Origin of the sequence: Microvirga soli (assembly GCF_016734765.1) — a bacterium.
Classification (GTDB): Bacteria; Pseudomonadota; Alphaproteobacteria; order Rhizobiales; family Beijerinckiaceae; genus Microvirga; species Microvirga soli.
This window is the reverse complement of record NZ_JAERQE010000057.1, coordinates 1-25,411: the sequence shown is the minus strand read 5'-3', so window position 1 is coordinate 25,411 and position 25,411 is coordinate 1. Positions and strand designations below refer to the sequence as shown.

The following is a 25,411-nucleotide window of genomic DNA, read 5'->3' as shown; positions in this document are numbered from 1 at the left end:
TCGACACGATCCCGCTGCCTACCTGGCGGCTCTCGAACAGCAGGCCTGCCAGCTAGCTTTGCCGTCCTAGTTTTTTTCGTCATGAGAGCCGAATGGCGAGAAGCTGTTTTTACCGTTGTTGTGAAGACGAATATGAGCGGCTTCGTGCAACACGATAAGTCTAGCCTGTCCATCGTAGGCCTCCGCATCGCGCCGTGTCTCATGCGCGATGTGGAGTTCTAACGGGTCGAACTGTACGAATGCAGGATCGGGATGATCCCCGATCCTGAAATATTTTATTTGTACTCCGCGAGTGAACTCCAAGCGCTTCCAGGTATCCCATGCGCAGAAAGTCAACTCGTTATTGCGGTAGCCAGCCTTGCGTCGCTCTTTCAGAGCAAGCCTTTCAAGGTCTTCCTCTACCCACTGGTTCAGAGCTTTGAAATCTTGCCCCATGGCGATAGCCCTTAGCCACCATTAGGAGCAACCCGTCGTGCTACCGCAGGTATCGCATTTCAAGCACGTCCCGTTGCGCACCAGCGTGAAGTTCGCACATTCGGGGCAGGCTTCGCCGACATAGCCCTTCATCTTGGCCTCGGCGCGCCGGTCGGCGACGGACGGGGCCGTGAAGGCGAGCTTGGACATCTCAGTTTCGCCGACCGGCTTCTCCTCCGCCTGCACGGCAGGCTGCGGGAGTTCAGCCTTGAGCGCGTTCGCGCCGACCGTCATGCCACCCGTGCGCTGGGTCACGCCCGTGGCGCTGCCACCGCCGGGGATGAGCATGAGGCGGTCGGAATTGCCGCGCACGAAGCCGCGGGACACGATGGCCGTGGCGGGAGCGGGCTCCGGCGCCTTCGACTGGTCCTCGCCCTTGCCGATGGTGGTGGGGCCTGCTTCCGACGGGTCCACGTGGGCGAGGTCGTTGCGGCCGAGATAGGACACGGCGAGCTCGCGGAACACGTAGTCGAGGATCGAGGTGGCGGACTTGATGCGCTCGTTGCCCTGGACGAAGCCGGCGGGCTCGAAGCGCGTGAAGGTGAAGGCCTCCACGTATTCCTCCAGCGGAACGCCGTATTGCAGGCCGAGCGAGATCGCGATGGCGAAGTTGTTCATCATGGCCCGGAAGGCGGCGCCTTCCTTGTGCATGTCGATGAAGATCTCGCCGAGGCGTCCGTCGTCGTATTCGCCGGTGTGGAGATACACCTTGTGGCCGCCGACCACGGCCTTCTGGATGTAGCTCTTGCGGCGATCCGGCATCTTCTCGCGCTCGCGGATCCGCTCCACGCGCTCGATCACCTTCTCGACGATCTTCTCCGACACATGCGCGACCTTGGCGGCGGCCGGCATGGCGGCCAGCGCTTCCAGCGCGTCGTCCGCATCCTCGTCCTCATCGGCGATGAGGGCGGAGTTCAGCGGCTGCGAGAGCTTGGAGCCGTCGCGGTAGAGGGCGTTCGCCTTGAGCGCCAGCTTCCAGGACAGCATGTAGGCGTTCTTGCAATCCTCGACCGTGGCGTCGTTGGGCATGTTGATGGTCTTGGAGATCGCACCCGAGATGAAGGGCTGCGAGGCCGCCATCATGCGGATGTGGCTTTCCACCGAGAGGTAGCGCTTGCCGATCTTGCCGCACGGATTCGCGCAGTCGAAGACCGGGTAATGCTCCACCTTGAGGAACGGCGCGCCTTCCAGGGTCATCGCTCCGCAGATGTGGATGTTCGCGGCCTCCACGTCGGCCTTCGAGAAGCCGAGGAACGACAGCAGGTCGAAGGACGGATCGTTGAGCTTCTCGGCCGGGACCTTGAGGGTGCCGGTGAGGAAGTCTTCGCCGAGCGTCCAGCGGTTGAACACGAACTTGATGTCGAAGGCCGATTTCAGGCCCTTCTCCACCGCGTCGATCTTGTCGTCCGTGAAGCCCTTGGCCCGCAACGAGCCGGGGTTGACGGCGGGCGCCTGCTTCATGGAGCCGTGGCCGACCGCATAGGCCTCGATCTCGGCGATCTCATGCTCGCGGTAGCCGAGCGCACGGAGCGCATCGGGCACGGCCCGGTTGATGATCTTGAAGTAGCCGCCGCCGGCGAGCTTCTTGAACTTCACGAGGGCGAAGTCGGGCTCAATGCCGGTGGTGTCGCAATCCATCACGAGGCCGATCGTGCCGGTGGGCGCGATGACGGTGGATTGCGCGTTGCGGTAGCCGTTCTTCTCGCCGAGTTCGAGAGCCTTGTCCCAGGCGGACTTGGCATGGGCGACGAGGTCGGCATCCGGGCAGGAGGCGTGATCGAGCGGGACCGGATTGACGGCGAGGCCCTCGTAGCCCTGAGCCTCCCCATGCGCCGCGCGGCGATGGTTGCGGATCACGCGCAGCATGTGCTTCGCGTTGGCCTTGTAGTTCGGGAACGGCCCGAGCTCGCCGGCCATCTCGGCCGAGGTGGCATAGGACACGCCGGTCATGATCGCGGTGATCGCGCCGCCCAGCGCACGGCCGGCATCGCTGTCGTAGGGCAGGCCCATGGTCATGAGCAGGCCGCCGATATTGGCGAAGCCGAGGCCGAGCGTGCGGTACTCGTAGGAGAGCTGCGCGATCTCCTTGGACGGGAACTGCGCCATCATGACGGAGATTTCGAGCACCACCGTCCAGAGGCGGCAGGCATGCTCGAAGGATTCCGCGTCGAACTTGTGGTTCTGGCGGTCGAAGAACTGCAGCAGGTTGGCCGAGGCCAGATTGCAGGCCGTGTCATCCAGGAACATGTATTCCGAGCAGGGGTTCGACGCCCGGATGCGGCCACCGGCGGGGCTGGTGTGCCAGTCGTTCATGGTGGTGTTGAAGTGCAGGCCGGGATCGGCGGACGCCCAGGCGGCGTGGCCGATCTGCTCCCACAGGTCGCGGGCCTTCAGGGTCTTCACCACCTTGCCGTCCTTGCGGGCGGTGAGGTGCCAGTCGGCATCGTTCTCGACCGCGCGCAGGAAGTCGTCCGTCAGGGAGACGGAGTTGTTGGAGTTCTGGCCGGAGACCGTGAGGTAGGCTTCCGAATCCCAGTCGGTGTCGTAGACCGGGAAGTCGATATCCGTGTAGCCCTGCTTGGCGAACTGGATGACGCGCTTGATGTAGTTGTCCGGGATCTGCACCCGGCGGGCCATCTTGATCTCTTTCTTCAGAGCCGGGTTCTTCTCCGGGTCGAAGCAGGCATCACCCTCGGCCTCGCAGTTGATGCAGGCCTTCATGATGGCCTTGAGGTGCTTGGCGGCGAGCTTGGAGCCAGTGACCAGCGCGGCGACCTTCTGCTCCTCCTTCACCTTCCAGTCGATGTAGCTCTCGATATCCGGGTGATCGACATCGACCACCACCATCTTGGCGGCGCGGCGCGTGGTGCCGCCCGACTTGATCGCGCCGGCAGCCCGGTCGCCGATCTTGAGGAAGCTCATGAGGCCCGACGAGCGGCCGCCGCCGGAGAGCTTCTCGCCCTCGCCGCGCAGCTTGGAGAAGTTGGAGCCGGTGCCGGAGCCGTACTTGAACAGGCGCGCCTCGCGGACCCACAGGTCCATGATACCGCCCTCGTTCACCAGGTCGTCCTCGACGCCCTGAATGAAGCAGGCATGCGGCTGCGGGTGCTCGTAGGAGGACTTGGACTTGGTCAGCTTGCCGGTCTTGTAGTCCACGTAATAGTGGCCCTGACCGGGGCCGTCGATGCCATAGGCCCAATGCAGGCCGGTGTTGAACCATTGCGGGGAGTTCGGCGCCACCATTTGGTTGGCGAGCATGAAGCGCAGTTCGTCATAGAACGCCTGGGCGTCTTCCTCGGACGAGAAATAGCCGCCCTTCCAGCCCCAATAGGTCCAGCAGCCGGCGAGACGGTCGAACACCTGCTTGGAGGAGATTTCGGAGCCGAGGCGCTGGTCCTCAGGCAGGGAGGAGAGGGCGGCTTCATCCGGCACGGAGCGCCACAGCCAGGACGGGACGTCGTTCTCCTCGACCTTCTTCAGGCGAGCCGGCACGCCGGCCTTGCGGAAATACTTCTGGGCCAGCACGTCGGAGGCCACCTGGCTCCAGGTCTCGGGAACCTCGATGTTCTCGAGCTTGAAGACCACCGAGCCATCCGGATTGCGGATCTCGCTCGTGGCGAGCCAGAAGGCGAGGGAGGAATAAGGCGATTGGCCAGACTTCGTATAACGCCGCTCGATCCGCATAGGTCACATCCTAAGTATTGAGGACAAACGTCCCCATGGCCGCGATTTGCCCCGCAGCTCATCAGCCCAAATTATTGTTCGACGCCCCAACGATCCGTTCTTTGCCGGATCGCCCACGCAACACGCCTGAGTTACGGTCCCCTTCGGGCGTCACAGGTGGCGCGGCAACGATGTTGCCACGGGCTCTGACGCCTGCTCTGGGGAGTGTTCAACCGGCCTTTTCGGGTCGGCTGCCGGTCTCTGGTCGGCACCCCGGCAAGCTAGTCGTGTTGCGAGCCTCACGTCAAGAACTAGTGTCGCGGCTCACGGTTCCGAACTACATGTTGTGTGTAGCTGTGAGAATTGTGGATAACAATTGCCCTTCCGGCTAAGCCTCTCAGACTCCTCTGAGAATCCGTTCCCGATTTTTGCAATGGCCAAGCTTCGCCGGCTTAAGGACCCATGTTGAGTCATGCTTAACGGCCGGTAGATGTTGTGCCGGCGCACCAATCCTTGGCCGTCGCCTGGAGCTGCCATCGGGACGGTTCCCAAGCCCGAAATGGCCTGATTGCGGGAAATTCGGCGCCCGCCGCTGGGGAAGGGGTGAGTCGGAGAATCACAGCGGCTTTTCGTAGGCCGTAAGGCTGGACTTCGCTGACCTCAGCGGCCATATTCCGCGCAACTTCACGAACCCCTCCGGCGGCAGCAGCATGAAAGAGTTTTTCACCCAGTTCTTCACCTGGTGGAACGGACAGACCCTCGGCACCCGATTCTTCACCTGGCGCAAGGGCGTGTTCGTGGGCACGGACGAGTTCGGCAACACCTACTACCGCTATGTCCAGGCGCAGGCGATCGACTCCAATGTGGGCGCCGAGCGCCGCTGGGTGGTCTATAACGGCTATGCCGATGCCTCGAAGGTGCCGCCCGGCTGGCGCGCCTGGCTGTGCCACAACGGCGACGTGCCCCCGAGCGAGGAAGCCTACCGGCCGCATTCCTGGGAAAAACCCTATGTGCCGAACATGACCGGCACGACGCAGGCCTACCGGCCGCAAGGGTCACAACTCGGGACCGGCCAGCGCCCCGCCGCCACAGGCGATTACGTGCCGTGGACCCCGGGAGAGTGAGGCCGTCGGCGGCGTCCTGACCCGATCATGCTCAAGAAAACCCAAGCCCGCACCTGCATCGAGTGCGGGCTGCCGTACGACCACCCGAATTTCTCCTATCACGCGGGGCGGGTTCAGAACGGTCCGGCCTATTGGTCAGAACGCGGGCTTCTGTGCTCGCATGCCTGCTCCACGGCGCATTTCGAGAAGCGCGTGAAGGCAGGCGATCCAATGACCGAGCCGGCGTCCAATCCACTCGAACAGGACTGGTCCTGAGAACAGCCTGTCAAAGGATTGGGCCAGCTAGGCCGACCGGTTGCGGAAGGCTTCGATGTTCTGCGCGAGATGCGCGACCTTTCCTGTTCCACTGAGAATCACGGCTCTTGGGAGCCGTTCCTCGATGAAGCGGAACGCGGCGGCGGCGGCTTCCTCGAAAGGCTGCCCGGCCAGCAAGCCGCCCATGGCGAAGGGACGGTTGACGATGGCGGTGCGGCCGCTCGCATTCAGCCCCGGCAGCAACGGCGCCAAGGTCTGGCTCGACATGTTCAGGGGAAACTGCAGCGCATCGTACAATCCGCTTTCCAGCGCGAGCCGCCCTGCTTCCACATCGCTGACGCTCGCCCCGAAAGCCCTGATCCCACAACGCCGTGCATAATCCATGGCGGCGATCACATCAGGATGAGTGACGACATCGCTCGTCGCCTTGTGGATCTGCAGAACATCGATGGTTCCGAGCATGGATAGGCTCTGGTCGATGCTTCGAACCAGCGCATCGCGGCTATGATCAACAAAGCTGGAATTGCACCCGAAGTCCCAATGCTCTCCGGCCTTCGTCATGATGGTGAGCCTCTGCTTCGCGGAGGGCTCAAGGGTATCGAGGAAGCGGCCCAGCCGGGCTTCGCTCTCGGCATAGGCCGGGGCCGTATCGAAGATGGTGATGCCCAGTTCCAGGGCTTTCGCCAGCAGGGCTTGCGCCTCGCTCTCGTCAGGCGGCGCACTTTGGGTGACGCCCCAGGCGCGGCCGACGGAGAGCAGGCCCAGGCCGAGCTTGGGGCCGGGTTCGGTGAGGTTATGCAGCATGCGATCTACCCGGCCGGCTTTGGATGAAAATAGGATTGCCGCCTGAGGACACCTTCCGAGAAGAGTCCAAAGGCCTGAATGACGGAGCCGGTCGGCACATCGACATGGCGAGCGACGCCCGAGCCTTTGAGAACCCCGCCGCGCCCATCCGGATCGGGATCGCGAAAGCTCCCGCCGTCGCCCAAGGTACAGTTTTGGCAGCGGATGGGTCCGAGAATCTGTGCGCCGCGACCGACCCGGTTGGACAGGATGAGCGATCCTCCGCCCAGAAGACGCGCCCCGTCGCCGACCTCGATCAGATCCCCCGCCTCGGCCTTGAGGGTGAAGCCGCCTTCTTCGCCGATCTCGGCAGACGCCCCGACCTTGATCGAGCCGCCGGAGGCAACAAGCCTGCTTCCGGGGAAGAGTTGCGTACCAGCGCCAATGACGATGGTGCCGCCGTCTCGAGCCTCAAGGATGACGCCGGGCCAGAGCACCGCTCCCGTTGCAAGCTGGACGCCTGGTGAGACGAGCACGGAAGTCGAAGCCGGGATCACAACGCCACGATGGGCGAGGGCAGCCGTTTCCGCAGCAGACAGAAAGCCCAGCCGCTGACGGGACTCATCATCTGGATTCCGGACTTCACTCATGCAGGAATCTTCGCTCCTCGGTCGCTCGCACGCCTGGAAGCTTAGTCGATCAAACCTGAGCCTGAACAGCCCAACGAAATAATAGAGCGTTGATGCATTCTTGAGGGGCTAGGTGACGTAATTCAGCTTGGGGTACCAGTCTGCGCCGCGACCCTCGGGCGTCATGTCGAGCACGTTCCACAGAGGAGCTAGATCCGGGGCGCCGCGAGGATCCTGGCCGGGATCGGCGGAATCGCCGGTCATCTCTCCGCTCCAGAAGTGACGGATGGTTCCGTCGCTGCGGGTGAAGACGTTGAAGCTCGGAATCTCCGACCCGTCCGGCAGCACACCGTGATAATCGCGCGAGTAATTGCCGTTGAGATCGGTGTAAAGCCGCAGGTTCGTCCAGCCGCGTTCCCGCTTCCAGGCGATCAGCCGCTCGATCGGGGATCGCGCCACGACGGCGAGCGCCATGCACTGCTGGATATCGGCGCCATTGCCTTCAAGCGCACTGAGCAGGTTGGTGCACATGGGGCAGGGGCGCTCGCGCTGCGGGCCGAACATGTAGCTGTAGACGGCCAGCGACTGCTTATCGCCGAAGAGGTCGGCGAAGCTCACCGGGCCATTCTCGCCCACGAAGCTGTAGTCGCCCTTTACCTCGCCACCGGGCGGCAGGGCGCGGCGTTGGGCCGCCACGCGTTCCAGATGGCGCCGCAACTCGATCTCCTCCGCCAGCAGGGCCGTGCGAGCGGTGCGGTACTCGGCGCTTTCGTTCGGAAAGCGCACCGGTGAGCGGCGCGCGAGTTCGTCGGCGGGAACGAGCTTGTCGGACATGAACTGCTCCTCGAAGGGCGATTTTACGATTTGCGCGGACCGACTAGGCCGAAGAGAGCGCCCTGCGGATCGCCGGCCACGATGATGAAGACGCCGCCCGGCACTTCGGCGGGGCCGTAGTGGATCACGCCCCCATTCCCGGAGACAGCCTGCGCGGCGACATCGATGTCCGCGACGCCGAAATAGAAAGTCCATAGGGGCGGGGGGCCATCCGGCGTCCGCTTCATCACGGCCCCGATGGTCCGGCCGCCATGGTCGATAAACTGGTAGTCGCCCATCTCGCCCATGGGCATGGCATCGCCCTTCTCCCAGCCGAAGCGGGACCGGTAGAAGGAGAGCGCCGCCTGCGGGTCGCTGGTGGAAAGTTCGTTCCAGTTGCAATGACCGGATTTGCTCTGGTCGAACGCTGTGCTCGTCCCGTCCACCGCACCGCGCATGACGTAGAACATCACGCCTTGCGGATCCGTCAGCATGGCGAAGCGTCCGACGCCCGGAATGTCGGTGGGCGGCATGTGCTGCGCGCCGCCGTCGCGGACGATGTCGGCCGCCGCAGTGTCGACATTCTCGACGGCCACGTAGCCGAGCCATATCGGGCGCATGCCGGCGCTCTCGGCGCCGGCCGGGAAGGGCATGAGTCCGCCCACATCCGCGCCGTTGATCCCGAAGACCCGGTAGCCGCGGTCTGAGCCTTCCGCCGCCCGGTTCTGCCAACCGATCACCGCGCCGTAGAAGCGTGCGGCCGCATCCGCATCGTTCGTCAGGAGTTCGTACCAGATGAAGTCGCCGTGCCGATTGGCCATGGTCCGCACCTCAGACGTCGAGGATCGGCATGAAGCCGCCGAAGATCATGCGCTTGCCGTCGAAGGGCATCTGCTGGCCCATCGCCTCCATGCGCGGATCGGTCATGATCTTCTGTTGGGCAGCGTCGCGCACTTCCTTGGAGGGATATTCGATCCAGCTGAAGACAACGACCTCGTCGTCCTTCGCCTGCACGGAGCGGCGGAAATCGGTGAGCTTGCCGTCCGGCACGTCGTCTCCCCAGCATTCGACCATCCGGGTGGCGCCGAACTCCTTGAACAGGGGCGCCGCTTCTGCCGCATGTTTCCGGTACACTTCCTTCTTGTCGGCCGGAACAGCCAGCACGAAGCCATCGACATAAGTCATCGCTTATCTCCCTTGCCTTGAGGCAATCTCATGTTCCCTTGACAATTGAGTTGATATCAACATAAATAAGCCATGTCAAACAGCTCGACCGTCTCTTTCGAAACAACTCATCTGGTCAGAGACACCTGCCTGTGCCTGCACGCGCAACGGGCTGCACGCGCGCTCTCGCGACGCTTCGACGAGGCTCTGCGACCGGCAGGGATCACCTCCGGCCAGTTCTCCCTGCTGAACGCCCTCAACCGACCCAAGGCCCCAGCCATCGGCCCCGTCGCACAGCTTCTGGCGATGGACCGGACGACCCTCACCGCCGCCTTGAAACCGCTCGAACGGGATGGGCTCGTGACCATCGAACGCGACCCGGACGACCGTCGCAGCCGGTTGATCGGCCTCACGGACAAGGGGCGGGAGGTGCTGGCTGCTGCCGTTCCGATCTGGCGCGATCTCCATGCAGCCATTGAGGCGGGGCTGCCGGAGCTGGAGCCGGACAGCGTCCGCGGCGCGCTCAGGTCGCTCTCGCAGGCGGGCTGAGCCTCAGGGCAGGGGACGGGAGTCCTATCTTCGCGCCCCGCCCTTTTTCCATCATGGTTCACGTGCTATCGCGTTGCCGAACTGACAACGGGTGCGGCCATGTTCGGCCGGACGAGAGACGCCAGATCGAACTTGGCTTGGACAGAATGATGAAACTCGGATGGACGCGGGCGGCCCTGGTGATCGCATCGCTTATCGGCGGCTTCAGTGCGGCGCAGGCGGACAGGATCAAGAATCCTACGGCCGTGTTTTCGGGCCTGGACAAGATCACCGGGCGAATCGTATCGTTCGAGGTGGCTGTCGATGAAACCGTCCAGTTCGGCGCCCTTCAGGTGACGCCACGGGTCTGCTTCACGAAGCCGCCCACGGAAACGCCGAACACCACATCCTTCATCGAAGTGGACGAGCCCGGATCCGAAGGGAAGGGCAAGCGGGTGTTCTCAGGCTGGCTTTTCGCCTCGAGCCCAGGCCTTCATGGCCTCGAGCACCCGGTCTACGACATCTGGCTCGTCGACTGCAAAGGCGGCACCGAGGTGATTGCGGAGCCCAAGGAAACACCCGAGGAGCTGCCGCCGATCCAGGATGCGGCCAGCGGCTCGAGCGATCCGGCGCGGCCCGGTGACGTCACGGCCCCGCGCCCGCCGGCCGTCGAGACGGCGCCCTTGCGCCAGCCGGCCCCTCAGCGACAGCAGCCTGCTCGGCGTCCGGCTGCGCCGATCATCAATTCGGATCGCCCGAACTAAGGAGAGCTGATGGCGGCGAGCACGTCCTCGCCGCTCACGGTCCTGTCTGTCGGCCAGACATTCCAGTCGGCCGCATGCTCCATGGCATTGCGCAGCATCTGCTTGTAGGCCCGGCGCGGAACCTCGGTGGCGCCGAATTGCGCCAGGTGCGAGGTCACGAACTGCGTATCCAGGAGCGAGAAGCCGCCCCGGCGCAGGCGCGCCACCAGATGCACCAGCGCCACCTTCGAGGCGTCGCGCTCCGTGTGGAACATGCTCTCGCCGAAAAAGGCGCCGTTCAGCCTCACGCCATAGAGACCGCCGACGAGGCGGTTCTCCTGATAGACCTCCACCGTGTGGCAGTAGCCGGCATCGAAAAGCTCGCCGTAGAGCTCCCGGATCCGACGGCTGATCCAGGTCTTCTCCCGGTCCTCAGCCGGCGCGGCGCAGCCGGCGATCACGGCATCGAAGTCCCGGTCCACGTGAACCTGGAAGACATTGGAACGGACGGTGCGGGCGAGGCGCTTTGAAATGTGAAAGCCGTCGAGGGGAATGATCCCCCGCTCGCGGGGCTCGACCCAGAACAGGGACGGATCCTCCGCATCCTCCGCCATGGGAAAGATCCCGGCCGCGTAAGCTTTCAGCAGGATGTCGGGCGTAATCTCGGTTGCGTGGTCGGGAGAGTGGGGCATTCACCAACTTGTCTGATCGTTCGGCTGTCCTTCAAAATAGGATACCTGGAACGCTAAGTCAGACCGGTGTCAGATAGATTCTGCCGAGTTCCTTCATCTCGTCATCGGTTTTTGGCAGTTTTGTCGCCAATCCCCACAGATCGTGCTTTCGCGTGCGCCGCAATCCGAGGAACTTGGCGAACCCGGCCCGGATGCAGGCATTGCTGAGAGATTTCAGCGTGAAGCCCGTATGATGGGCCATATAGAGGTTCCCGTCGGCCATCGCAGGGCGGAACCCGTACATCATGTCGAGCGGCGCGACCGGTCCTCTGCCGCTGGTATAGATAGGCGTGTCGATATCGCCCGAGGCTAATCGCTCACCGATGCTTTGAAGGTCCGGACAGGTGAGGATCACGAACCCATCCGGCTTGAGGACGCGGCGCATCGCATTCAGCGCCAATGCCACTTCGTGCGGATAAAGATGCTCGATGTTGTGAGCCGAATAGACGGCGTCGAAGCTGTTCGATTCAACCTGGAACAGTTCAGGGAGCTTATCGACGAGATCCGGCTTCACACTCCTGTCGATATCGAGCGTGACCTCCTCCCATTCGGACGAGGCGAAAGCCCTGACGGTCTGGTGTTTGCGCTTCGGGCCGCAGCCCACATGAAGAAAGCGAGGCATGTCTTCACAGCCTCGCCTTCGATAGCGCGGCCCCCTGTTCCGTTTTGGCAAGAATAGAGGGCTTGATATCTTATAACAAGCTGCTATGCCGGCTCGTCGCCCAGCCCGCCGGTCTTCAGGAAATGCTCCAGCCAGTGGATGTCGTACTGGCCGTTCTGGATTTCCGGGTTGCGCACGAGGGTGCGGAAGAGCGGAAGCGTGGTGTCGATGCCGTCGACCACGAACTCGTCCAAGGCCCGGCGCAGGCGCATGAGGCACTCGTTGCGGGTGCGGCCATGGACGATGAGCTTGCCCACGAGGGAATCGTAATGCGGCGGGATGCGGTAGCCCTGATAGGCTGCCGAATCGACACGCACGCCGAGGCCGCCCGGCGGGTGGAAGTAGCTGATCGTGCCGGGCGAGGGGCGGAAGGTCGAGGGATGCTCGGCATTCACGCGGCACTCGATAGCATGACCTTCGATCTTGATGTCTTCCTGCCTCACCGAGAGCGGATGGCCGGCCGCCACGCGGATCTGCTCATTCACCAGGTCGATGCCGGTGATCATCTCCGTGACGGGATGCTCCACCTGGATGCGGGTGTTCATCTCGATGAAGTAGAACTCGCCGTCCTCGTAGAGGAACTCGATGGTACCGGCGCCTGCATATTGCAGCTCCTGCATGGCCTTTGCCACCACGCCGCCGATGCGCTCGCGCATCTCGGTGTTGAGGGCAGGCGAGGGACCTTCCTCCCAGACCTTCTGGTGGCGGCGCTGGAGCGAGCAGTCGCGCTCGCCCAGATGAATGGCGTTGCCCTTGCCGTCGCCGAGAACCTGGATCTCGATGTGGCGCGGCTTCTCGAGATACTTCTCGATATAGACCGCATCGTCGCCGAAGGCCGCCTTGGCCTCGGTCTTGGCGGTCTGGAGCGCGTGGATGAGGTCCTCCTCGGTGCGCGCCACCTTCATGCCGCGCCCGCCGCCACCGGCAGCCGCCTTGATGATCACCGGGTAGCCGATGTCCTTGGCGACGCGCTTGGCCTCGTCGTCATCGGTGATGCCGCCCTCGGAGCCCGGCACGCATGGGATGCCGAGGCGCTTGGCCGTGCGCTTGGCCTCGATCTTGTCGCCCATGATGCGGATGTGTTCCGCCTTGGGGCCGATGAAGGCGATGCGGTGATGCTCCAGCACCTCCGCGAAGCGCGCGTTCTCGGACAGGAAGCCGTAGCCGGGATGGATCGCGTCGGCGCCGGTGATCTCGCAGGCGGCGATGAGCGCCGGGATGTTGAGATAGCTGTCGCGGGCTGCCGGCGGGCCGATGCACACGCTCTCGTCGGCGAGGCGCACATGCATGGCGTCCGCGTCGGCGGTGGAATGAACCGCCACGGTGGCGATGCCGAGCTCCTTCGCCGCGCGCAGGATGCGCAGGGCGATCTCGCCTCGATTGGCAATCAGGATCTTATCGAACATATCGCGCCTTACTCGATGACGAGGAGGGGTTCGCCGTATTCAACAGGAGTTCCGTCTTCGACAAAGATGGCCGTCACGGTGCCGGCGCGGGGCGCCACGATCTCGTTGAAGGTCTTCATGGCTTCGACGAGCAGGACCTTGTCGCCGGCCTGAACCTTGGAGCCGATCTCGACGAAGTTCTTCGCCTCGGGCGACGGCTTGCGATAGGTGGTGCCCACCATGGGGGAGAGTACGGCGCCCGGATGGGACGCGCTTGCCTTGCTGGCAGCCTCGGCCACCGAAGCGGCGGACGGGGGCGGTGCCACGACCGGGGCAGGGGCGTGATGGGCTGCCGGAGCTGCCACCGGAACCGTGACGGCGGCGGTGACCATGCGCGCCACGCGGATGCGAAGGTCGCCCTTCTCCACTTCGATCTCGCTGAGATCCGTGTCGGCGATCAGGTTCGCCAGCTCGCGGACGAGATCGGGATCGAAAGGGTTTTCCTTGGCCATGGGGCTTACCTCTGCTTTTTCTGAGGAATTAGTGCTGGGAGGGTTTCGCCGGACGGGCCCGCTCGGCCATCACCCGGTGAACCGCTTCCAGGCCGAGCAGGTAGCTCATGGGCCCGAAACCACAGATCACGCCGACGGAGACGGGCGCTATGAGCGAGCGATGGCGAAAGCCCTCGCGAGCATGAACATTCGACAAATGGATCTCGACCGTCGGAGCGCCGCTGCCGGAGATGGCATCGCGGAGCGCGATCGAGGTGTGGGTGTAGGCGCCGGCATTGATGACGATGCCGGCTCCTTGCGCTCCCGCCTCGTGGATCCAGTCGACCAGATGTCCTTCATGGTTCGACTGGCGGAAGGCGAGCGCCATCCCTAATGCCTCGGCCTTCTCGCGCACGAGCTTCTCGACGTCGGCTAGCGTGGTGCTGCCATAGATCTGAGGCTCCCTGCGGCCGAGCAGGTTGAGGTTGGGTCCGTTGAGGACAAAGACGGTGGTCATCGGATAAGGAGCATTCCTTGAAGCCCCGTCAGGCGGGGCCGAAACGCCCTCTTAGCCAAAAGGCGAGCAGGGGGGAAGGGGAAAACCAGGGCTTTCCCAAGCTTGGCGGGGGTTCCGATGGGGCAGAGGGGCTGTTTTCTCGTCATGGCCGGGCTTGTCCCGGCCATCCACGTCTTGTGAGCGGCTGTGTAAGACGTGGATCCCCGGAGTAAGTCCGGGGATGAGTGCAGAGAGACTACCCGCAGTTCGCCTTGCCGCATTGACGGACATTGTCCACGAGCTGCTTTAAAGGCTCCAGGCCGACCGCGCCGGGGATGATCGTCTCGCCGACAATGAAAGCAGGTGTCCCGGAGAGGCTCAGCTTGTCGCCCAGCGCCATGTTCTCCTGGAGAGCATTGCGGATCTCGGCGCTCTCCACATCCTTCTGCAGACGGCCCAGGTCGACGCCCATCTCCTTGGCGACTGCCATGGCGCGATCACCGTTCACCCGGCCGCGGGTGTCCATGACCTTCACGTGGTAGTCGAGAAGCTTCTGGCCCTGGAGCTGGTTCTTGACCGCGAGAGCCACGCGGCTCGCCTCGACGGAATCGGGCCCGAGAACCGGAAAGTCCTTCAGGACCACGCGGAGCTTGGGATCGCTCTTCATGAGGGTCTGCACGTCGGCCAGAGCCCTCTTGCAGTAGCCGCAATTGTAATCGAAGAACTCGACCAGGGTGACATCGCCGGACGGGTTGCCCACCACATAGGAGTGCGAGGCATTCAGGAGCGACTGCCTGGTTTCCTTCACGGCGCCGGCCTGGGCTACCTGCTGGGCTTCCGACTGCCGCTTCTCGAGTTCGGCGATGACCTCAGTCAGAACCTCCGGGTTCTTGATCAGGTAATCCTTCACGATCTCGCCGATGGCCTGCTTCTGCTGATCGGTGAAAACCGCACTCTGCGCCATCGCGGCGGGAGCGATGACCAACGTGCCAAGCAGGGCCACGGCCTGGCCGATTTTGAGAAGCGAAGAGCGCATATCCGGTCCTTTGCGGAGAATTCTTCAAGACAAGCTCCGTCCTTAAGTATGGTTCAAGGCGGAGTTGAGACTCGTCTATTCTCTTGCGAGTTAGCGGCTCTGAGTGTCCTGCGTCAAATCACGGGTTTGTTTTGCATCTCCGCTCGTCAGACCCGGACTTGTTCCGGGGACCCACGTCTTTGCTGCGGTTGAAGGCGTGGATGGCCGGGACAAGCCCGACCATGGCGGAAAAGTTGGTTCTTGAGACCGTCTCTCCAACGGGATACGACCCTTCCCATGACCAAAACACCTGCCGATCTCCACCAGCCCCTCATCGCGCGCCGCATGGACCGCGTGGCCTCGTTCCTCGCCATGGATGTGCTGAGTGCGGCGGCCGCCAAGGAGCGGCGGGGGGACAGCGTGATCCACATGGAGGTGGGGCAGCCGTCGGCGCCCGCACCACGGGCGGCCCGGGAGGCCGCGAAGGCTGCCCTCGACCTCGGCCGCATCGGCTATACGGAGGCGCTCGGCATGTCAGCCCTGCGCGAGCGGATCGCGCGGCATTACAAGGACACCTATGGGGTGAGCATCGCGCCCGAGCGCGTGGTGGTGACCACCGGCTCCTCGGCGGGATTCGTGCTGGCTTTCTTAAGCCTCTTCGATCCGGGGCAGCGGGTGGCGATTACGGCGCCGGGTTATCCCGCCTATCGCAACATCCTGGAGGCGCTCGGCATCGAGCCGGTGACGATCCCGCTCACCAAGGCGGACGGTTGGATCATGACCGCCGAGTCCATCGCGAAGGCCCATGCGGAGAAGCCGCTGCACGGCATCCTGGCTATGAGCCCGGCGAATCCATCCGGCACTATGATCGGCAGCAAGGCGCTCGCCGAACTGGGCGAAACCTGCCGCCGCCTGGGGCTTTGGTTCGTGTCCGACGAGATCTATCACGGTCTCACCTATGGCGAGCCGGCGTCGACGGCGCTCGCCTCGGATGACGACGCGGTCGTGATCAACTCGTTCTCCAAATATTACTGCATGACCGGCTGGCGCATCGGCTGGATCGTGGTGCCGGAGCGGCTGGTGCGGCCCATCGAGCGGCTGGCCCAGAACCTCTACATCTCGCCGCCCTACCTCTCGCAGGTGGCGGCCCTCGCCGCCTTCGACGCCATGGAGGAGCTCGAGGCCGTGAAGGCAGGCTACGCCCGCAACCGCGCCTATCTGCTCGAGGAACTGCCCAAGGTCGGCATCACCGAGATGCACCCGGTGGACGGCGCCTTCTACATCTATGCCGACATCGCCCGCTTCACGAACGATTCCATCGGCTTCTCGAAGCGCATGCTGGAGGAGGCAGGCGTCGCGGCAACGCCCGGGCTCGATTTCGATCCCATCGAGGGCTCGCACTACCTGCGCCTGTCATTCGCGGGTTCGGAGAGCGATTGTCGCGAGACGGTGACCCGGTTGAAGGGGTGGTTGAGGTAGAACCACTCTCGTCATCACCGCCTTGTGCCGGTGATCTCGATGAGAAAGGCGCTGCGCTTCACTGCATCGGGATGGCCGGGACAAGCCCGGCCATGACAGTGGAGGCATAGGTGCTTAAACAAAAATGCCCGGCCTTGAGCCGGGCATTTCTTTTTCAATTTACGATCCGCTCAGGACCGACTTGGCCTTGGACCACCAGCCTGCGCGCTTCGGGCGCTCCGGGTCGGGCGGGGTCAGCACGACAGCGACCGGCTCAGGCTCGGGGATGACCGGCGCGGGAGCGGCAGGCTCCTCGGCCACGGGCTGCCGCGGAGCCATGATGCGCTCCTCTTCGGCGGCAGGCTTGGGAGTCTCGGCCACCGGCTGCGCGTCTGCGGGAGAGGTCTCCTCAGAGGCCGGTGCGGATTCTGCCTGATCGGAGGCGGCGAAGCCTTCCTCCTGGGCGGACTCGCCGTTCTCGTCACGACCGCGCCCACGACCGCCGCGGCGACCGCGACGGCGGCGGCGTCCTGCGCGCTCGTCGTCGGACTCGCCGGCATCGGTCGGTGCTGCCTCGGCCCCGGAGGTCTCGGCTGCTGTTTCTTCGTCGGATTCACCCTCGGATTCATCACCCTCGGCGCTCTCGTCGCCATGGTCCGCTCCGGCGGAAACCTCCCGGTCGCGGCCCCGACGACGGCGACGGCGACGGCGACGACGGCGGTCGCCTTCGCTTTCACCCTCTTCGCTGCGCTCTTCGCCGGCGGCCTGGGTGTCCTCTGCGGTCTCCTCTTCCATCTCGACCTCATCCTCCTCGGCGGGTTCGTCGATGGGGATGATGGCGTCGATCTGGATGCCGGTCGCGGCCGACTTGTGCTCCAGCTTGAGGGCCGGGTCGCCGCGGTCGATGGCGTAGGTGGTGTGGCCCTGCAGCGTGTCGTCGGCCACGATGGAGATCGTGACGCCGAAGCGGCTTTCCAGCTCGCGCAGGTGAATGCGCTTCTGGTTCAGGATGTAGAAGGCCGCTTCCATCCTGGTGCGGACCACGAGGTTGTAACTGGCATTCTTGATGAGGGTTTCCTCGATCGAGCGCAGCACCTGCAGGGCCACGGACGGCGTCGAGCGCACGAAGCCGGTGCCGGCGCAGTGCGGGCAGGGGATCGAGGAGGATTCGAGCACGCCGGTGCGGATGCGCTGGCGCGACATCTCGAGCAGGCCGAAGGGCGAGATGCGGCCCACCTGGATGCGGGCGCGGTCGTTCTTCAGGCACTCGTTCAGCTTCTTCTCGACGGCGCGGTTGTTCCGCTTCTCCTCCATGTCGATGAAGTCGATGACAACGAGGCCGGCGAGATCGCGCAGGCGCAGCTGGCGGGCGATTTCCTCGGATGCCTCGAGGTTCGTCCGAAGGGCCGTGTCCTCGATGTTGTGCTCGCGGGTGGAGCGGCCGGAGTTCACGTCGATGGAGACGAGCGCTTCCGTCGGGTTGATGACGAGATAGCCGCCCGACTTGAGCGTCACCACGTTCGAGAACATGGCATCGAGCTGGGCCTCGACGCCGAACTTCGCGAAGAGGGGCTGAGGATCGCGGTAGGGCTGGACCAGCTTCGAATGGCTCGGCATGAGCATCCGCATGAAGTCCTTGGCCTCGCGATAGCCGTCCTCGCCGGAGACCATCACGTCGTCGATGTCTTTGTTGTAGAGGTCGCGGATGGCGCGCTTGATGAGGGAGCCTTCCTCGTACACGAGGGCAGGGGCGGCGGACTTGAGGGTCAGCTCGCGCACGCTCTCCCATAGGCGCATCAGGTATTCGTAGTCGCGCTTGATCTCGGGCTTGGTGCGCGAGGCACCGGCCGTGCGCAGGATGATGCCCATTCCCTCGGGCACCTCCAGCTCCTGGGCAATTTCCTTCAGGCGCTTGCGGTCGGCCGCATTGGTGATCTTGCGCGAGATGCCGCCGCCCCGGCCTGTGTTGGGCATGAGGACCGAGTAGCGGCCGGCAAGCGACAGGTAGGTGGTGAGAGCCGCGCCCTTGTTGCCGCGCTCTTCCTTGACGACCTGCACCAGCAGGATCTGGCGACGCTTGATGACTTCCTGGATCTTGTACTGCTTGCGCGGCGTGCGCCGGCGCTGGGGCAGGTCCTCGATGGCATCGTCGCCGCCGAGCTGCTCGACGATCTCGTGCTCTTCGAGTTCGTCCTCGTCGTCCTCGGATTCATCTTCGTCAGATTCCGTGTCGTCTTCGGTCGAGGGAGCCCTGGCTTCTTCCGCGGTCTCGTTCCCGTTCGAGGCCTCGATATGGGCCGATCCCTCGACGGCCTCGAGAGCATCTTCCCGGGCGTTCTCGGCGGAAGCCTCAGCCCCGTCCTCGACCGATGAGGAGGCCTCAGATGCTTCTGCTGAGACAGCCTCGCTGAAGGACTCCGTACCTTCGGTCGCGCCAGCCGAGAAGCCCTCGGGAGCGGCCTCTAGGCCCTCTTCGGCGCCGGCCTCGGCCTCGGTCGAGACGACGGTCTCATCGTTCTGGGCCCGGCGTGGCGACGAACGGCGGCGGCCGCGGCCGCCACGGCTGCTGCTGCGGCGCTCTTCCTCGTGCTCCTCCTCGCGGTGGGCTTCCGCCTCGGCTTCGAGAAGGGCCTGCCGGTCGGCAACCGGGATCTGGTAGTAATCGGGATGGATTTCGCTGAAAGCGAGGAACCCGTGGCGGTTTCCGCCGTATTCCACAAAGGCCGCCTGGAGAGACGGTTCGACCCGGGTGACCTTGGCGAGATAGATATTCCCGCGCAACTGCTTCCGGTTAGCGGACTCGAAGTCGAATTCTTCGACCTTCTGACCACGTACCACCACGACCCGGGTTTCTTCCGGGTGGGAGGCATCGATGAGCATCTTGTTTGCCATGTTGAACTCTCGACATGGCGATCGAGGGCAGGACCTGAGGCAGGGGCCGCATTGTGGGCGGTAAGGCACGCCGCATGTGAAGGCGACGGGCTGGAGTTGCGTTCGGGGTGCTGTCGATCGCCATCCTGCGCCGCGAAGGGGCGCATTCTGGGTTGAATTGGGCCGGCACGGAGCCGGAAAGGGTGGTGCTGGGGCGTGCGCGAAGGGATGCGCGCGATTCGAACGATGCAGAAACGAAGGTCATAGCTGACTCCGTATGTGCAACCATTCGAGACGGCCCTTTCGTAGATATCGATGGGCCGGGTGAACCGGCCATCGGCGAGTGGCGACAGGTGTCGCCCTATGATCCTGTCCGTCGCCTGTCGATGGTGAGGCGGTCCCTGAAGGATCGGTCAACACAACCGTCTCCCTCGGAGCCGCCGTCAGATTCGGCCATGCCGGACGGGATCAAGATCATTACAGATCGAATGGGGCATTTGGCAAGATGCTGTCTCACTGTGCCATGAATGCAACAGAGTCTCAGTAAACGGCACAGGGGCGTGAGGTTCCGTTAACCAAACGGTGGCTATGAGTATAGGAAAGGACGCTCGAAAGTTAGCGATCAGCGATGCCTCTCTCCCTCACCATACGCCTTGTCGGCGCTTGTCTCGTGGCGATCCTTCTCGCCGCCGGGGCGGGGCGTGCCTGGGCTACGGGAGACGGCGCAAAGTCCGCGACACCGATCGTAGCGGCAGCCGCAGCCATCGAGACGGACGGGGCGAAGACCCGGTTCAAGGTGACCCTCTCGAAGCCGGTGACCGCGCAGGTCTCCCTCATGGAACGCCCGGACCGGCTCATCATCGACCTGCCGGAGGTCGCCTTCCACCTCCCGGCCGAGGCCGGGCGCAGCAAGGAGGGGCTCGTCGCCTCCTACCGCTACGGTCTTTTCGCGCCGGGCCGCTCCCGCGTCGTCATGGAACTCGCGCAGCTGGCGGTGGTGTCCGGCATGACGACCGTGCCCGATGCCACGGGGGCCGCCACGATCCTGACCATCGAGCTCTCCCGCACCGATCGCGAAGAGTTCCGCAAGGCCGCGGCCGGAAGCCCTGCGCCGGCAAAGGACGGTCCCGAACCCGTCGTCCAGGCCGCTAAGGATGCCCGGCCCGTGATCATGATCGATCCCGGCCATGGGGGTATCGATCCGGGTGCTGCGGCTTCCTCGGGAAGCGTGGCCGAAAAGGATCTCGTGCTCTCGTTCGCTCAACGGCTGAAGAAGAAGCTAGAGGACGGCGGGCGCTACAAGGTGCTCATGACCCGGGACAAGGACGTGTTCGTGTCCCTCGGAGATCGGGTGCGGGCCGCCAAGGGCGCCCAGGCGGATCTCCTCATCTCGATCCATGCGGACTCGATCTCCGGTGGCCAGGATGTGCGTGGTCTGACGGTCTATACCGGATCAGAGCGGGCATCCGACGCCGATTCAGCCCGGCTGGCGGACCGCGAAAACAAGGCCGACGCGGTGGCCGGTGTCGAATCGGGCGACATGCCGGACGACGTGTCCGACATCCTGATGGACCTGACCCTGCGGGAGACCCGCGGTTTCTCCCACGGCTTCGCCACCCGCCTCGTGGGCGAGTTCGATTCCGTGGCGCGCCTCAACAAGAATCCTCATCGGCAGGCCCGATTCCAGGTGCTGCGGGCGCACGACGTTCCGTCCGTTCTTGTCGAACTTGGCTATCTGTCGAGCCAAAAAGACTTAGATTTGTTGATGTCGGAGGAATGGCGGGCCAAAATGGTCTCGGCCATGTCGAATGCCGTGGATCGCTTTTTCGCTACACGGTTCGCCCGGAGGGGCGCTGCCGCCGCAGTTTTACCATAGATAGGGTGTGGATACCCGTAGCGGGGGCGCGATTCATCGGCTAACGAGGGTCCGCGTTTCAAGATCTACATAAACGGGCGCCTGAAGGCGCCGTCATGGAATACCTTCGGATGCGCTTCGTCCTACGATTTTTCGGCTTTCTCTTCAGCGTCGGTGCGATCTTTTTCCTGATCGGCGCTGTTGGGCTTGCCTATGGATTCTGGTTCTATTCGAAGGACTTGCCGGATCATGCCCAGCTGGCGAATTACGAACCGCCGGTGATGACCCGCATCCATGCATCCGACGGCAGCCTGATCGCCGAATATGCCCGCGAGCGCCGGCTCTATGTGCCGATCGATTCCGTACCCAAGCTTGTGATCGGAGCCTTCCTGTCGGCCGAGGACAAGAATTTCTACAAGCACCCGGGCATCGACCCGGAAGGGCTCATGCGCGCCGTCGTGATCAACCTGCGCTCGGGCGGGGCGCGGGAGCAGGGCGCCTCCACCATCACCCAGCAGGTCGCCAAAAACTTCCTGGTTGGAAACGAGCGCAGCTATGAGCGCAAGATCCGCGAGGCGCTGATCGCTCTGCGCATGGAATCGACCTTCTCGAAGGACAAGATCCTCGAGCTCTATCTCAACGAGATCTTCCTCGGGACCCTGACCCCGGGACGCAACCTGCACGGTATCGCGGCCGCGGCGCTGGATTATTTCGGCAAGTCGATCCACGAGCTGACCATTGCGGAGGCCGCCTATATCGCGGCCCTGCCGAAGGGTCCGAACAACTACCACCCGTTCCGTCAGCGCAAGGCCGCCGTCGAGCGCCGTAACTGGGTGATCGAGCGCATGGCCGTCAACGGCTATATCTCGAAGGAAGTGTCGGAGGAGGCTCAGAAGGAGCCGCTCAACGTCAAGCCCAGGATGGTGTCTCCGAACAGCATCGCGTCCGGTTACTTCGCCGAAGGCGTGCGTCGCGACATCGCCGAGCGCTACGGCGAGGAGAGTCTCTATGAGGGCGGCCTGCTCATCCGCTCGACTCTCGACCCCAAGATGCAGGCCATGGCCCGCAAATCGCTTGTCGACGGTCTGGTGCGCTTCGACGAGGCGCGCGGCTGGCGCGGCGCCCAGCAGAAGCTCGATCTGGCCGGTCGCGAATGGGGTCTCGCCCTGTCCGAGGTGCCGGCTCTCGGCGACGTCCAGCCGTGGCGCGTCGCCGTGGTGCTGGAAGTGGCGCGCGGGCAGGCCAAGGTCGGCCTGCAGCCCAGGCGGGAAGCCTCCGGCCAGGTCGTAAAAGACCGCGAAACCGGCCTGGTCACCGCTGAAGGCGTGAAATGGACGCGTCGCGGCGTCGACAAGGCATTGTCGGTCGGCGACGTGGTCTATGTGGAGCCCCTGGCAGACAAGGATGGACAGTTCCGCCTGCGCCAGATGCCCGACATCTCTGGCGCCATCGTGGCCATGGACCCGAATACGGGCCGTGTTCACGCCATGGTAGGCGGCTTCTCCTACGACCAGAGCGAGTTCAACCGGGCCATCCAGGCGATGCGCCAGCCGGGCTCTTCGTTCAAGCCGATCGTCTACGCCACGGCCCTCGACAACGGCTATACGCCCTCGTCGCAGGTTCTCGACGGCCCCTTCGTCCTCGACATGGGACCGGGGCAGGAGGCTTGGGCGCCGAAGAACTATGATGGCAAGGCAACCGGCGTAAGGACGCTCCGCTACGGTGTCGAGCACTCCAAGAACCTGATGACCGTGCGCCTCGCCAACGAAGTCGGCATGCCGGTGATCTCCGAGTATTCACGCCGCTTCGGCGTCTATGACGACATGCTGCCGCTGCTCTCCATGTCCCTGGGGGCCGGCGAGACCACGGTCATGCGTATGACGGCGGCCTATTCCATGTTCGTCAATGGCGGCCGGCGCATCAAGCCGACCCTGATCGACCAGATCCAGGACCGCAACGGCCGGACGATCTATCGCCATGACGACCGCAAATGCGCGAACTGCAACGCGGAGAAGTGGGACGGCGGCGCAGCCCCCAAGCTCACCGAGAACCGCGAGCAGGTGATCGATCCGCTCACCGCCTACCAGATCACCTCGATCCTGGAAGGCGTGGTCCAGCGCGGCACCGCCCAGACGGTCAAGGCCGTCGGCAAGCCGCTCGCGGGCAAGACCGGCACCACCAACGACGCCAAGGACGTGTGGTTCGTTGGCTTCTCGCCGGATCTCGCCGTGGGCGTGTTCCTCGGCTACGACCAGCCGAAGTCGCTCGGCAATGCCGCCACGGCTGGCCAGTACGCCGCGCCCGTCTTCCGCGACTTCATGCAGATGGCCCTGAAGGACAAGCCGGCCACGCCGTTCCGCGTGCCGGCCGGCATCAAGCTCATCCGCGTCAATGCCTCGACCGGCACCCGCGCGGGCGGCGAGGGCGGGGGCACGATCCTCGAGGCCTTCAAGCCTGGGCAATCCCCGCCGGAATTCGTCCCGCCGGAGCCCGAGGAGATCCCGCAGGCGGAATACCAGGGCAGCCCCGGAGCGCCCCGGCAGGCCGGAGGCGTCGGCCCCGGCGGGTTGTACTGACCGGCCCAGCCCACATATCAATGCGCTCCCGATAGCCAGACATGGTCCCTGCATCCTGGAAAAAGATGCAGGGGCTTACGTCTTTCAGGATGGCCTTGGGCCTCGAAGTGCATTCCCCTTTAAGGCCCGATGCTCTAAGACGCCGTCATCACAGGCACGAATAGAACGAACGGAACAATGCGCGCCGAAATCCAACACCTCGTAGAAGAGACCAAGCAGTCAGTCGGGCTGCTGAGGAGGCATCTTTGACTGGGATACTGCCCAGCGCCGCCTCGCGGAACTGAACGCCCAGGCCGAAGATCCCAACCTTTGGAACGACGCAGACGCCGCGCAGAAGATCATGCGCGAGCGCACGTCGCTCGAAGACCAGATCTCGGCCGTGAAGCGTCTCGAGCAGGAGCTTGAGGACGCGATCACCCTCATCGAACTCGGCGACGCCGAAGAGGACGAGAGCACGATCAAGGAAGGCGAGGAGGCCATCCGCGGCCTTCAGGCCGAGGCCGCGCGCCGCCAGGTCGAGACCCTGCTCTCGGGCGAGGCCGACGCAAACGACACCTATGTGGAAGTGCACTCAGGCGCCGGCGGCACGGAAAGCCAGGACTGGGCGAACATGCTCCAGCGCATGTATGCCCGCTGGGCCGAGCGCCGGAAGTACAAGGTCGAACTTCTGGAGATCACCGACGGCGAAGAGGCCGGCATCAAGAGCGCCACGCTCCTGATCAAGGGCCTCAACGCCTATGGCTGGCTCAAGACCGAGTCGGGCGTGCATCGCCTCGTGCGCATCTCGCCCTACGACTCGAACGCCCGCCGACACACGAGCTTTGCGTCCGTATGGGTCTATCCAGTGGTGGACGACCGCATCAACATCGAGATCAAGGAATCCGATTGCCGTATCGACACGTTCCGCTCCTCGGGCGCGGGCGGCCAGCACGTGAACACCACCGACTCGGCCGTGCGCATCACGCATATCCCGAGCGGCATCGTGGTGGCGTGCCAGCAGGAGCGCTCTCAGCATAAGAACCGGGCCACCGCCTGGAACATGCTGCGCGCGCGCCTCTATGAGGCCGAACTAAAGAAGCGCGAGGAGAAGGCCAGCGCCGAGGCGGCCGCCAAGACCGACATCGGCTGGGGCCACCAGATCCGCTCCTACGTGCTACAGCCCTACCAGATGGTGAAGGACCTGCGCACGGGAACCCAGTCGACCGCTCCTCAGGACGTGCTCGACGGAGATCTCGACCCCTTCATGGAAGCCTCGCTCGCCCAGCGTGTTTATGGGGGTGGGGCTGAGGTCGAGGATATCGATTAGACACCCCGCTTCAGCAAATCTGATGCATGCTCATGCTACCTCAGCGTGGAGTGGGTCGCGCCGGAGACCGCCAACCGTGAAATCTTTGTTGCGGTTGTGGAGTATTCCAGAGGGTGTCGAACGCGCTCTAGGATACAGTGACGGTAAAGTTCAAATCAGGCTGCCGTTCAGATGATGTAGAAGTCCGATGCGCTCAGGCTCAAACCTATATCATACTGGCTTATGGTGATCTTCGCGAAAAGCACCTTCTCCACGGCACCTGACCCATCAGGGTCGTAATAGAGGAGGTTGTCGCCGTCGTCGTAGACGATGTAGTCGTCCGTGAAGAATTGTCTGGCGGCTTGAGTCACGCCCGTTGCGGCGATCGACCGGATCCAACCAGCAACAGGA

At 63.9% G+C, this 25,411-nt stretch carries 22 protein-coding genes and 1 pseudogene; 8 read left to right on the top strand and 15 right to left on the bottom strand.

What is annotated here, in order from left to right; translation table 11 throughout:
* Positions 1-66: 66 nt before the first annotated feature.
* Both JKL45_RS25645 and JKL45_RS25640 read right to left on the bottom strand, forming a co-directional pair.
* Positions 67-435: a hypothetical protein gene (locus JKL45_RS25645; protein ID WP_201864634.1), complete on the bottom strand. Its 369-nt coding sequence runs from the start codon at positions 433-435 to the stop codon at positions 67-69.
* A gap of 21 nt (positions 436-456) precedes the next feature.
* Complete coding sequence (locus JKL45_RS25640; protein WP_201864633.1) at positions 457-4,158, bottom strand: vitamin B12-dependent ribonucleotide reductase; 3,702 nt, start codon at positions 4,156-4,158, stop codon at positions 457-459.
* A gap of 689 nt (positions 4,159-4,847) precedes the next feature.
* Between JKL45_RS25640 and JKL45_RS25635 the strand changes: the two genes are divergently transcribed.
* Positions 4,848-5,261, top strand: a complete 414-nt coding sequence (locus tag JKL45_RS25635; RefSeq protein ID WP_201864632.1) for an NADH:ubiquinone oxidoreductase subunit NDUFA12 — start codon at positions 4,848-4,850, stop codon at positions 5,259-5,261.
* Between the two features lie 27 nt (positions 5,262-5,288).
* Positions 5,289-5,516, top strand: coding sequence for a hypothetical protein (locus tag JKL45_RS25630; protein WP_201864631.1), 228 nt, complete (start codon positions 5,289-5,291; stop codon positions 5,514-5,516).
* A gap of 27 nt (positions 5,517-5,543) precedes the next feature.
* Here the strand turns inward: JKL45_RS25630 and JKL45_RS25625 are convergent, their stop codons facing one another.
* The 5 genes from JKL45_RS25625 to JKL45_RS25605 form a co-directional block, all read right to left on the bottom strand.
* Positions 5,544-6,320, bottom strand: a complete 777-nt coding sequence (locus JKL45_RS25625; protein ID WP_201864630.1) for an aldo/keto reductase — start codon at positions 6,318-6,320, stop codon at positions 5,544-5,546.
* A 5-nt stretch (positions 6,321-6,325) separates the two neighbouring features.
* Positions 6,326-6,949 carry a hypothetical protein gene (locus JKL45_RS25620; protein ID WP_201864629.1) on the bottom strand — a complete coding sequence of 208 codons (624 nt, stop codon included), beginning with the start codon at positions 6,947-6,949 and terminating at the stop codon, positions 6,326-6,328.
* 108 nt (positions 6,950-7,057) lie between these two features.
* On the bottom strand, positions 7,058-7,762 hold the full coding sequence (locus tag JKL45_RS25615; RefSeq protein ID WP_201864628.1) for a DUF899 family protein: 705 nt from the start codon (positions 7,760-7,762) through the stop codon (positions 7,058-7,060).
* A gap of 23 nt (positions 7,763-7,785) precedes the next feature.
* A complete protein-coding gene (locus JKL45_RS25610) occupies positions 7,786-8,562 on the bottom strand; it encodes a VOC family protein (protein ID WP_201864627.1) in 777 nt (258 codons plus the stop codon).
* Positions 8,563-8,572: 10 nt separating this feature from the next.
* The gene (locus JKL45_RS25605; protein WP_201864626.1) at positions 8,573-8,926 is read right to left on the bottom strand and encodes a DUF1428 domain-containing protein; all 354 of its coding nucleotides are present in this window, start codon (positions 8,924-8,926) and stop codon (positions 8,573-8,575) included.
* A 72-nt stretch (positions 8,927-8,998) separates the two neighbouring features.
* Between JKL45_RS25605 and JKL45_RS25600 the strand changes: the two genes are divergently transcribed.
* Both JKL45_RS25600 and JKL45_RS25595 read left to right on the top strand, forming a co-directional pair.
* Positions 8,999-9,454, top strand: a complete 456-nt coding sequence (locus tag JKL45_RS25600) for a MarR family winged helix-turn-helix transcriptional regulator (protein ID WP_201864625.1) — start codon at positions 8,999-9,001, stop codon at positions 9,452-9,454.
* Positions 9,455-9,603: 149 nt separating this feature from the next.
* A complete protein-coding gene (locus JKL45_RS25595) occupies positions 9,604-10,197 on the top strand; it encodes a DUF2155 domain-containing protein (protein WP_201864636.1) in 594 nt (197 codons plus the stop codon).
* Here JKL45_RS25595 and aat read toward each other — a convergent pair.
* The 6 genes from aat to JKL45_RS25565 form a co-directional block, all read right to left on the bottom strand.
* Entirely contained in the window at positions 10,194-10,868 is a 675-nt protein-coding gene (aat, locus tag JKL45_RS25590) for a leucyl/phenylalanyl-tRNA--protein transferase (RefSeq protein WP_201864624.1), read from the bottom strand. The two genes, JKL45_RS25595 and aat, sit on opposite strands and share 4 nt — an antisense overlap.
* A gap of 58 nt (positions 10,869-10,926) precedes the next feature.
* Positions 10,927-11,529: a class I SAM-dependent methyltransferase gene (locus JKL45_RS25585; protein ID WP_201864623.1), complete on the bottom strand. Its 603-nt coding sequence runs from the start codon at positions 11,527-11,529 to the stop codon at positions 10,927-10,929.
* Positions 11,530-11,612: 83 nt separating this feature from the next.
* The gene (accC, locus tag JKL45_RS25580) at positions 11,613-12,974 is read right to left on the bottom strand and encodes an acetyl-CoA carboxylase biotin carboxylase subunit (protein WP_201864622.1); all 1,362 of its coding nucleotides are present in this window, start codon (positions 12,972-12,974) and stop codon (positions 11,613-11,615) included.
* Between the two features lie 8 nt (positions 12,975-12,982).
* Positions 12,983-13,465, bottom strand: a complete 483-nt coding sequence (gene accB, locus JKL45_RS25575; RefSeq protein WP_201864621.1) for an acetyl-CoA carboxylase biotin carboxyl carrier protein — start codon at positions 13,463-13,465, stop codon at positions 12,983-12,985.
* 28 nt (positions 13,466-13,493) lie between these two features.
* The gene (aroQ, locus tag JKL45_RS25570; protein ID WP_201864620.1) at positions 13,494-13,961 is read right to left on the bottom strand and encodes a type II 3-dehydroquinate dehydratase; all 468 of its coding nucleotides are present in this window, start codon (positions 13,959-13,961) and stop codon (positions 13,494-13,496) included.
* A gap of 235 nt (positions 13,962-14,196) precedes the next feature.
* Positions 14,197-14,976: a DsbA family protein gene (locus tag JKL45_RS25565; protein ID WP_201864619.1), complete on the bottom strand. Its 780-nt coding sequence runs from the start codon at positions 14,974-14,976 to the stop codon at positions 14,197-14,199.
* Between the two features lie 276 nt (positions 14,977-15,252).
* Here JKL45_RS25565 and JKL45_RS25560 point away from each other — a divergent pair, with 276 nt between their 5' ends.
* Complete coding sequence (locus JKL45_RS25560; protein ID WP_201864618.1) at positions 15,253-16,434, top strand: pyridoxal phosphate-dependent aminotransferase; 1,182 nt, start codon at positions 15,253-15,255, stop codon at positions 16,432-16,434.
* A gap of 159 nt (positions 16,435-16,593) precedes the next feature.
* On the opposite strand, the gene JKL45_RS25555 is transcribed toward JKL45_RS25560, so the two are convergent.
* Positions 16,594-19,305, bottom strand: a complete 2,712-nt coding sequence (locus tag JKL45_RS25555) for a ribonuclease E/G (RefSeq protein ID WP_201864617.1) — start codon at positions 19,303-19,305, stop codon at positions 16,594-16,596.
* Between the two features lie 607 nt (positions 19,306-19,912).
* On the opposite strand from JKL45_RS25555, the gene JKL45_RS25550 reads away from it, so the two are divergent.
* From JKL45_RS25550 to prfB, 3 genes are all read left to right on the top strand, one after another.
* On the top strand, positions 19,913-21,160 hold the full coding sequence (locus tag JKL45_RS25550; protein ID WP_201864616.1) for an N-acetylmuramoyl-L-alanine amidase: 1,248 nt from the start codon (positions 19,913-19,915) through the stop codon (positions 21,158-21,160).
* Between the two features lie 110 nt (positions 21,161-21,270).
* Positions 21,271-23,715 carry a penicillin-binding protein 1A gene (locus tag JKL45_RS25545; RefSeq protein ID WP_201864635.1) on the top strand — a complete coding sequence of 815 codons (2,445 nt, stop codon included), beginning with the start codon at positions 21,271-21,273 and terminating at the stop codon, positions 23,713-23,715.
* Between the two features lie 177 nt (positions 23,716-23,892).
* Positions 23,893-25,021, top strand: a protein-coding gene (gene prfB, locus JKL45_RS25540) for a peptide chain release factor 2 (RefSeq protein WP_201864615.1) whose coding sequence is annotated in 2 segments (ribosomal slippage) — positions 23,893-23,961 and positions 23,963-25,021 — 1,128 coding nt in all. Because the reading frame shifts where the segments join, the coding sequence is not laid out codon by codon here.
* Positions 25,022-25,188: 167 nt separating this feature from the next.
* On the opposite strand, the pseudogene JKL45_RS25535 reads toward prfB, so the two are convergent.
* Positions 25,189-25,411 (bottom strand): annotated as a pseudogene (locus JKL45_RS25535) (hypothetical protein); the annotation flags it as partial.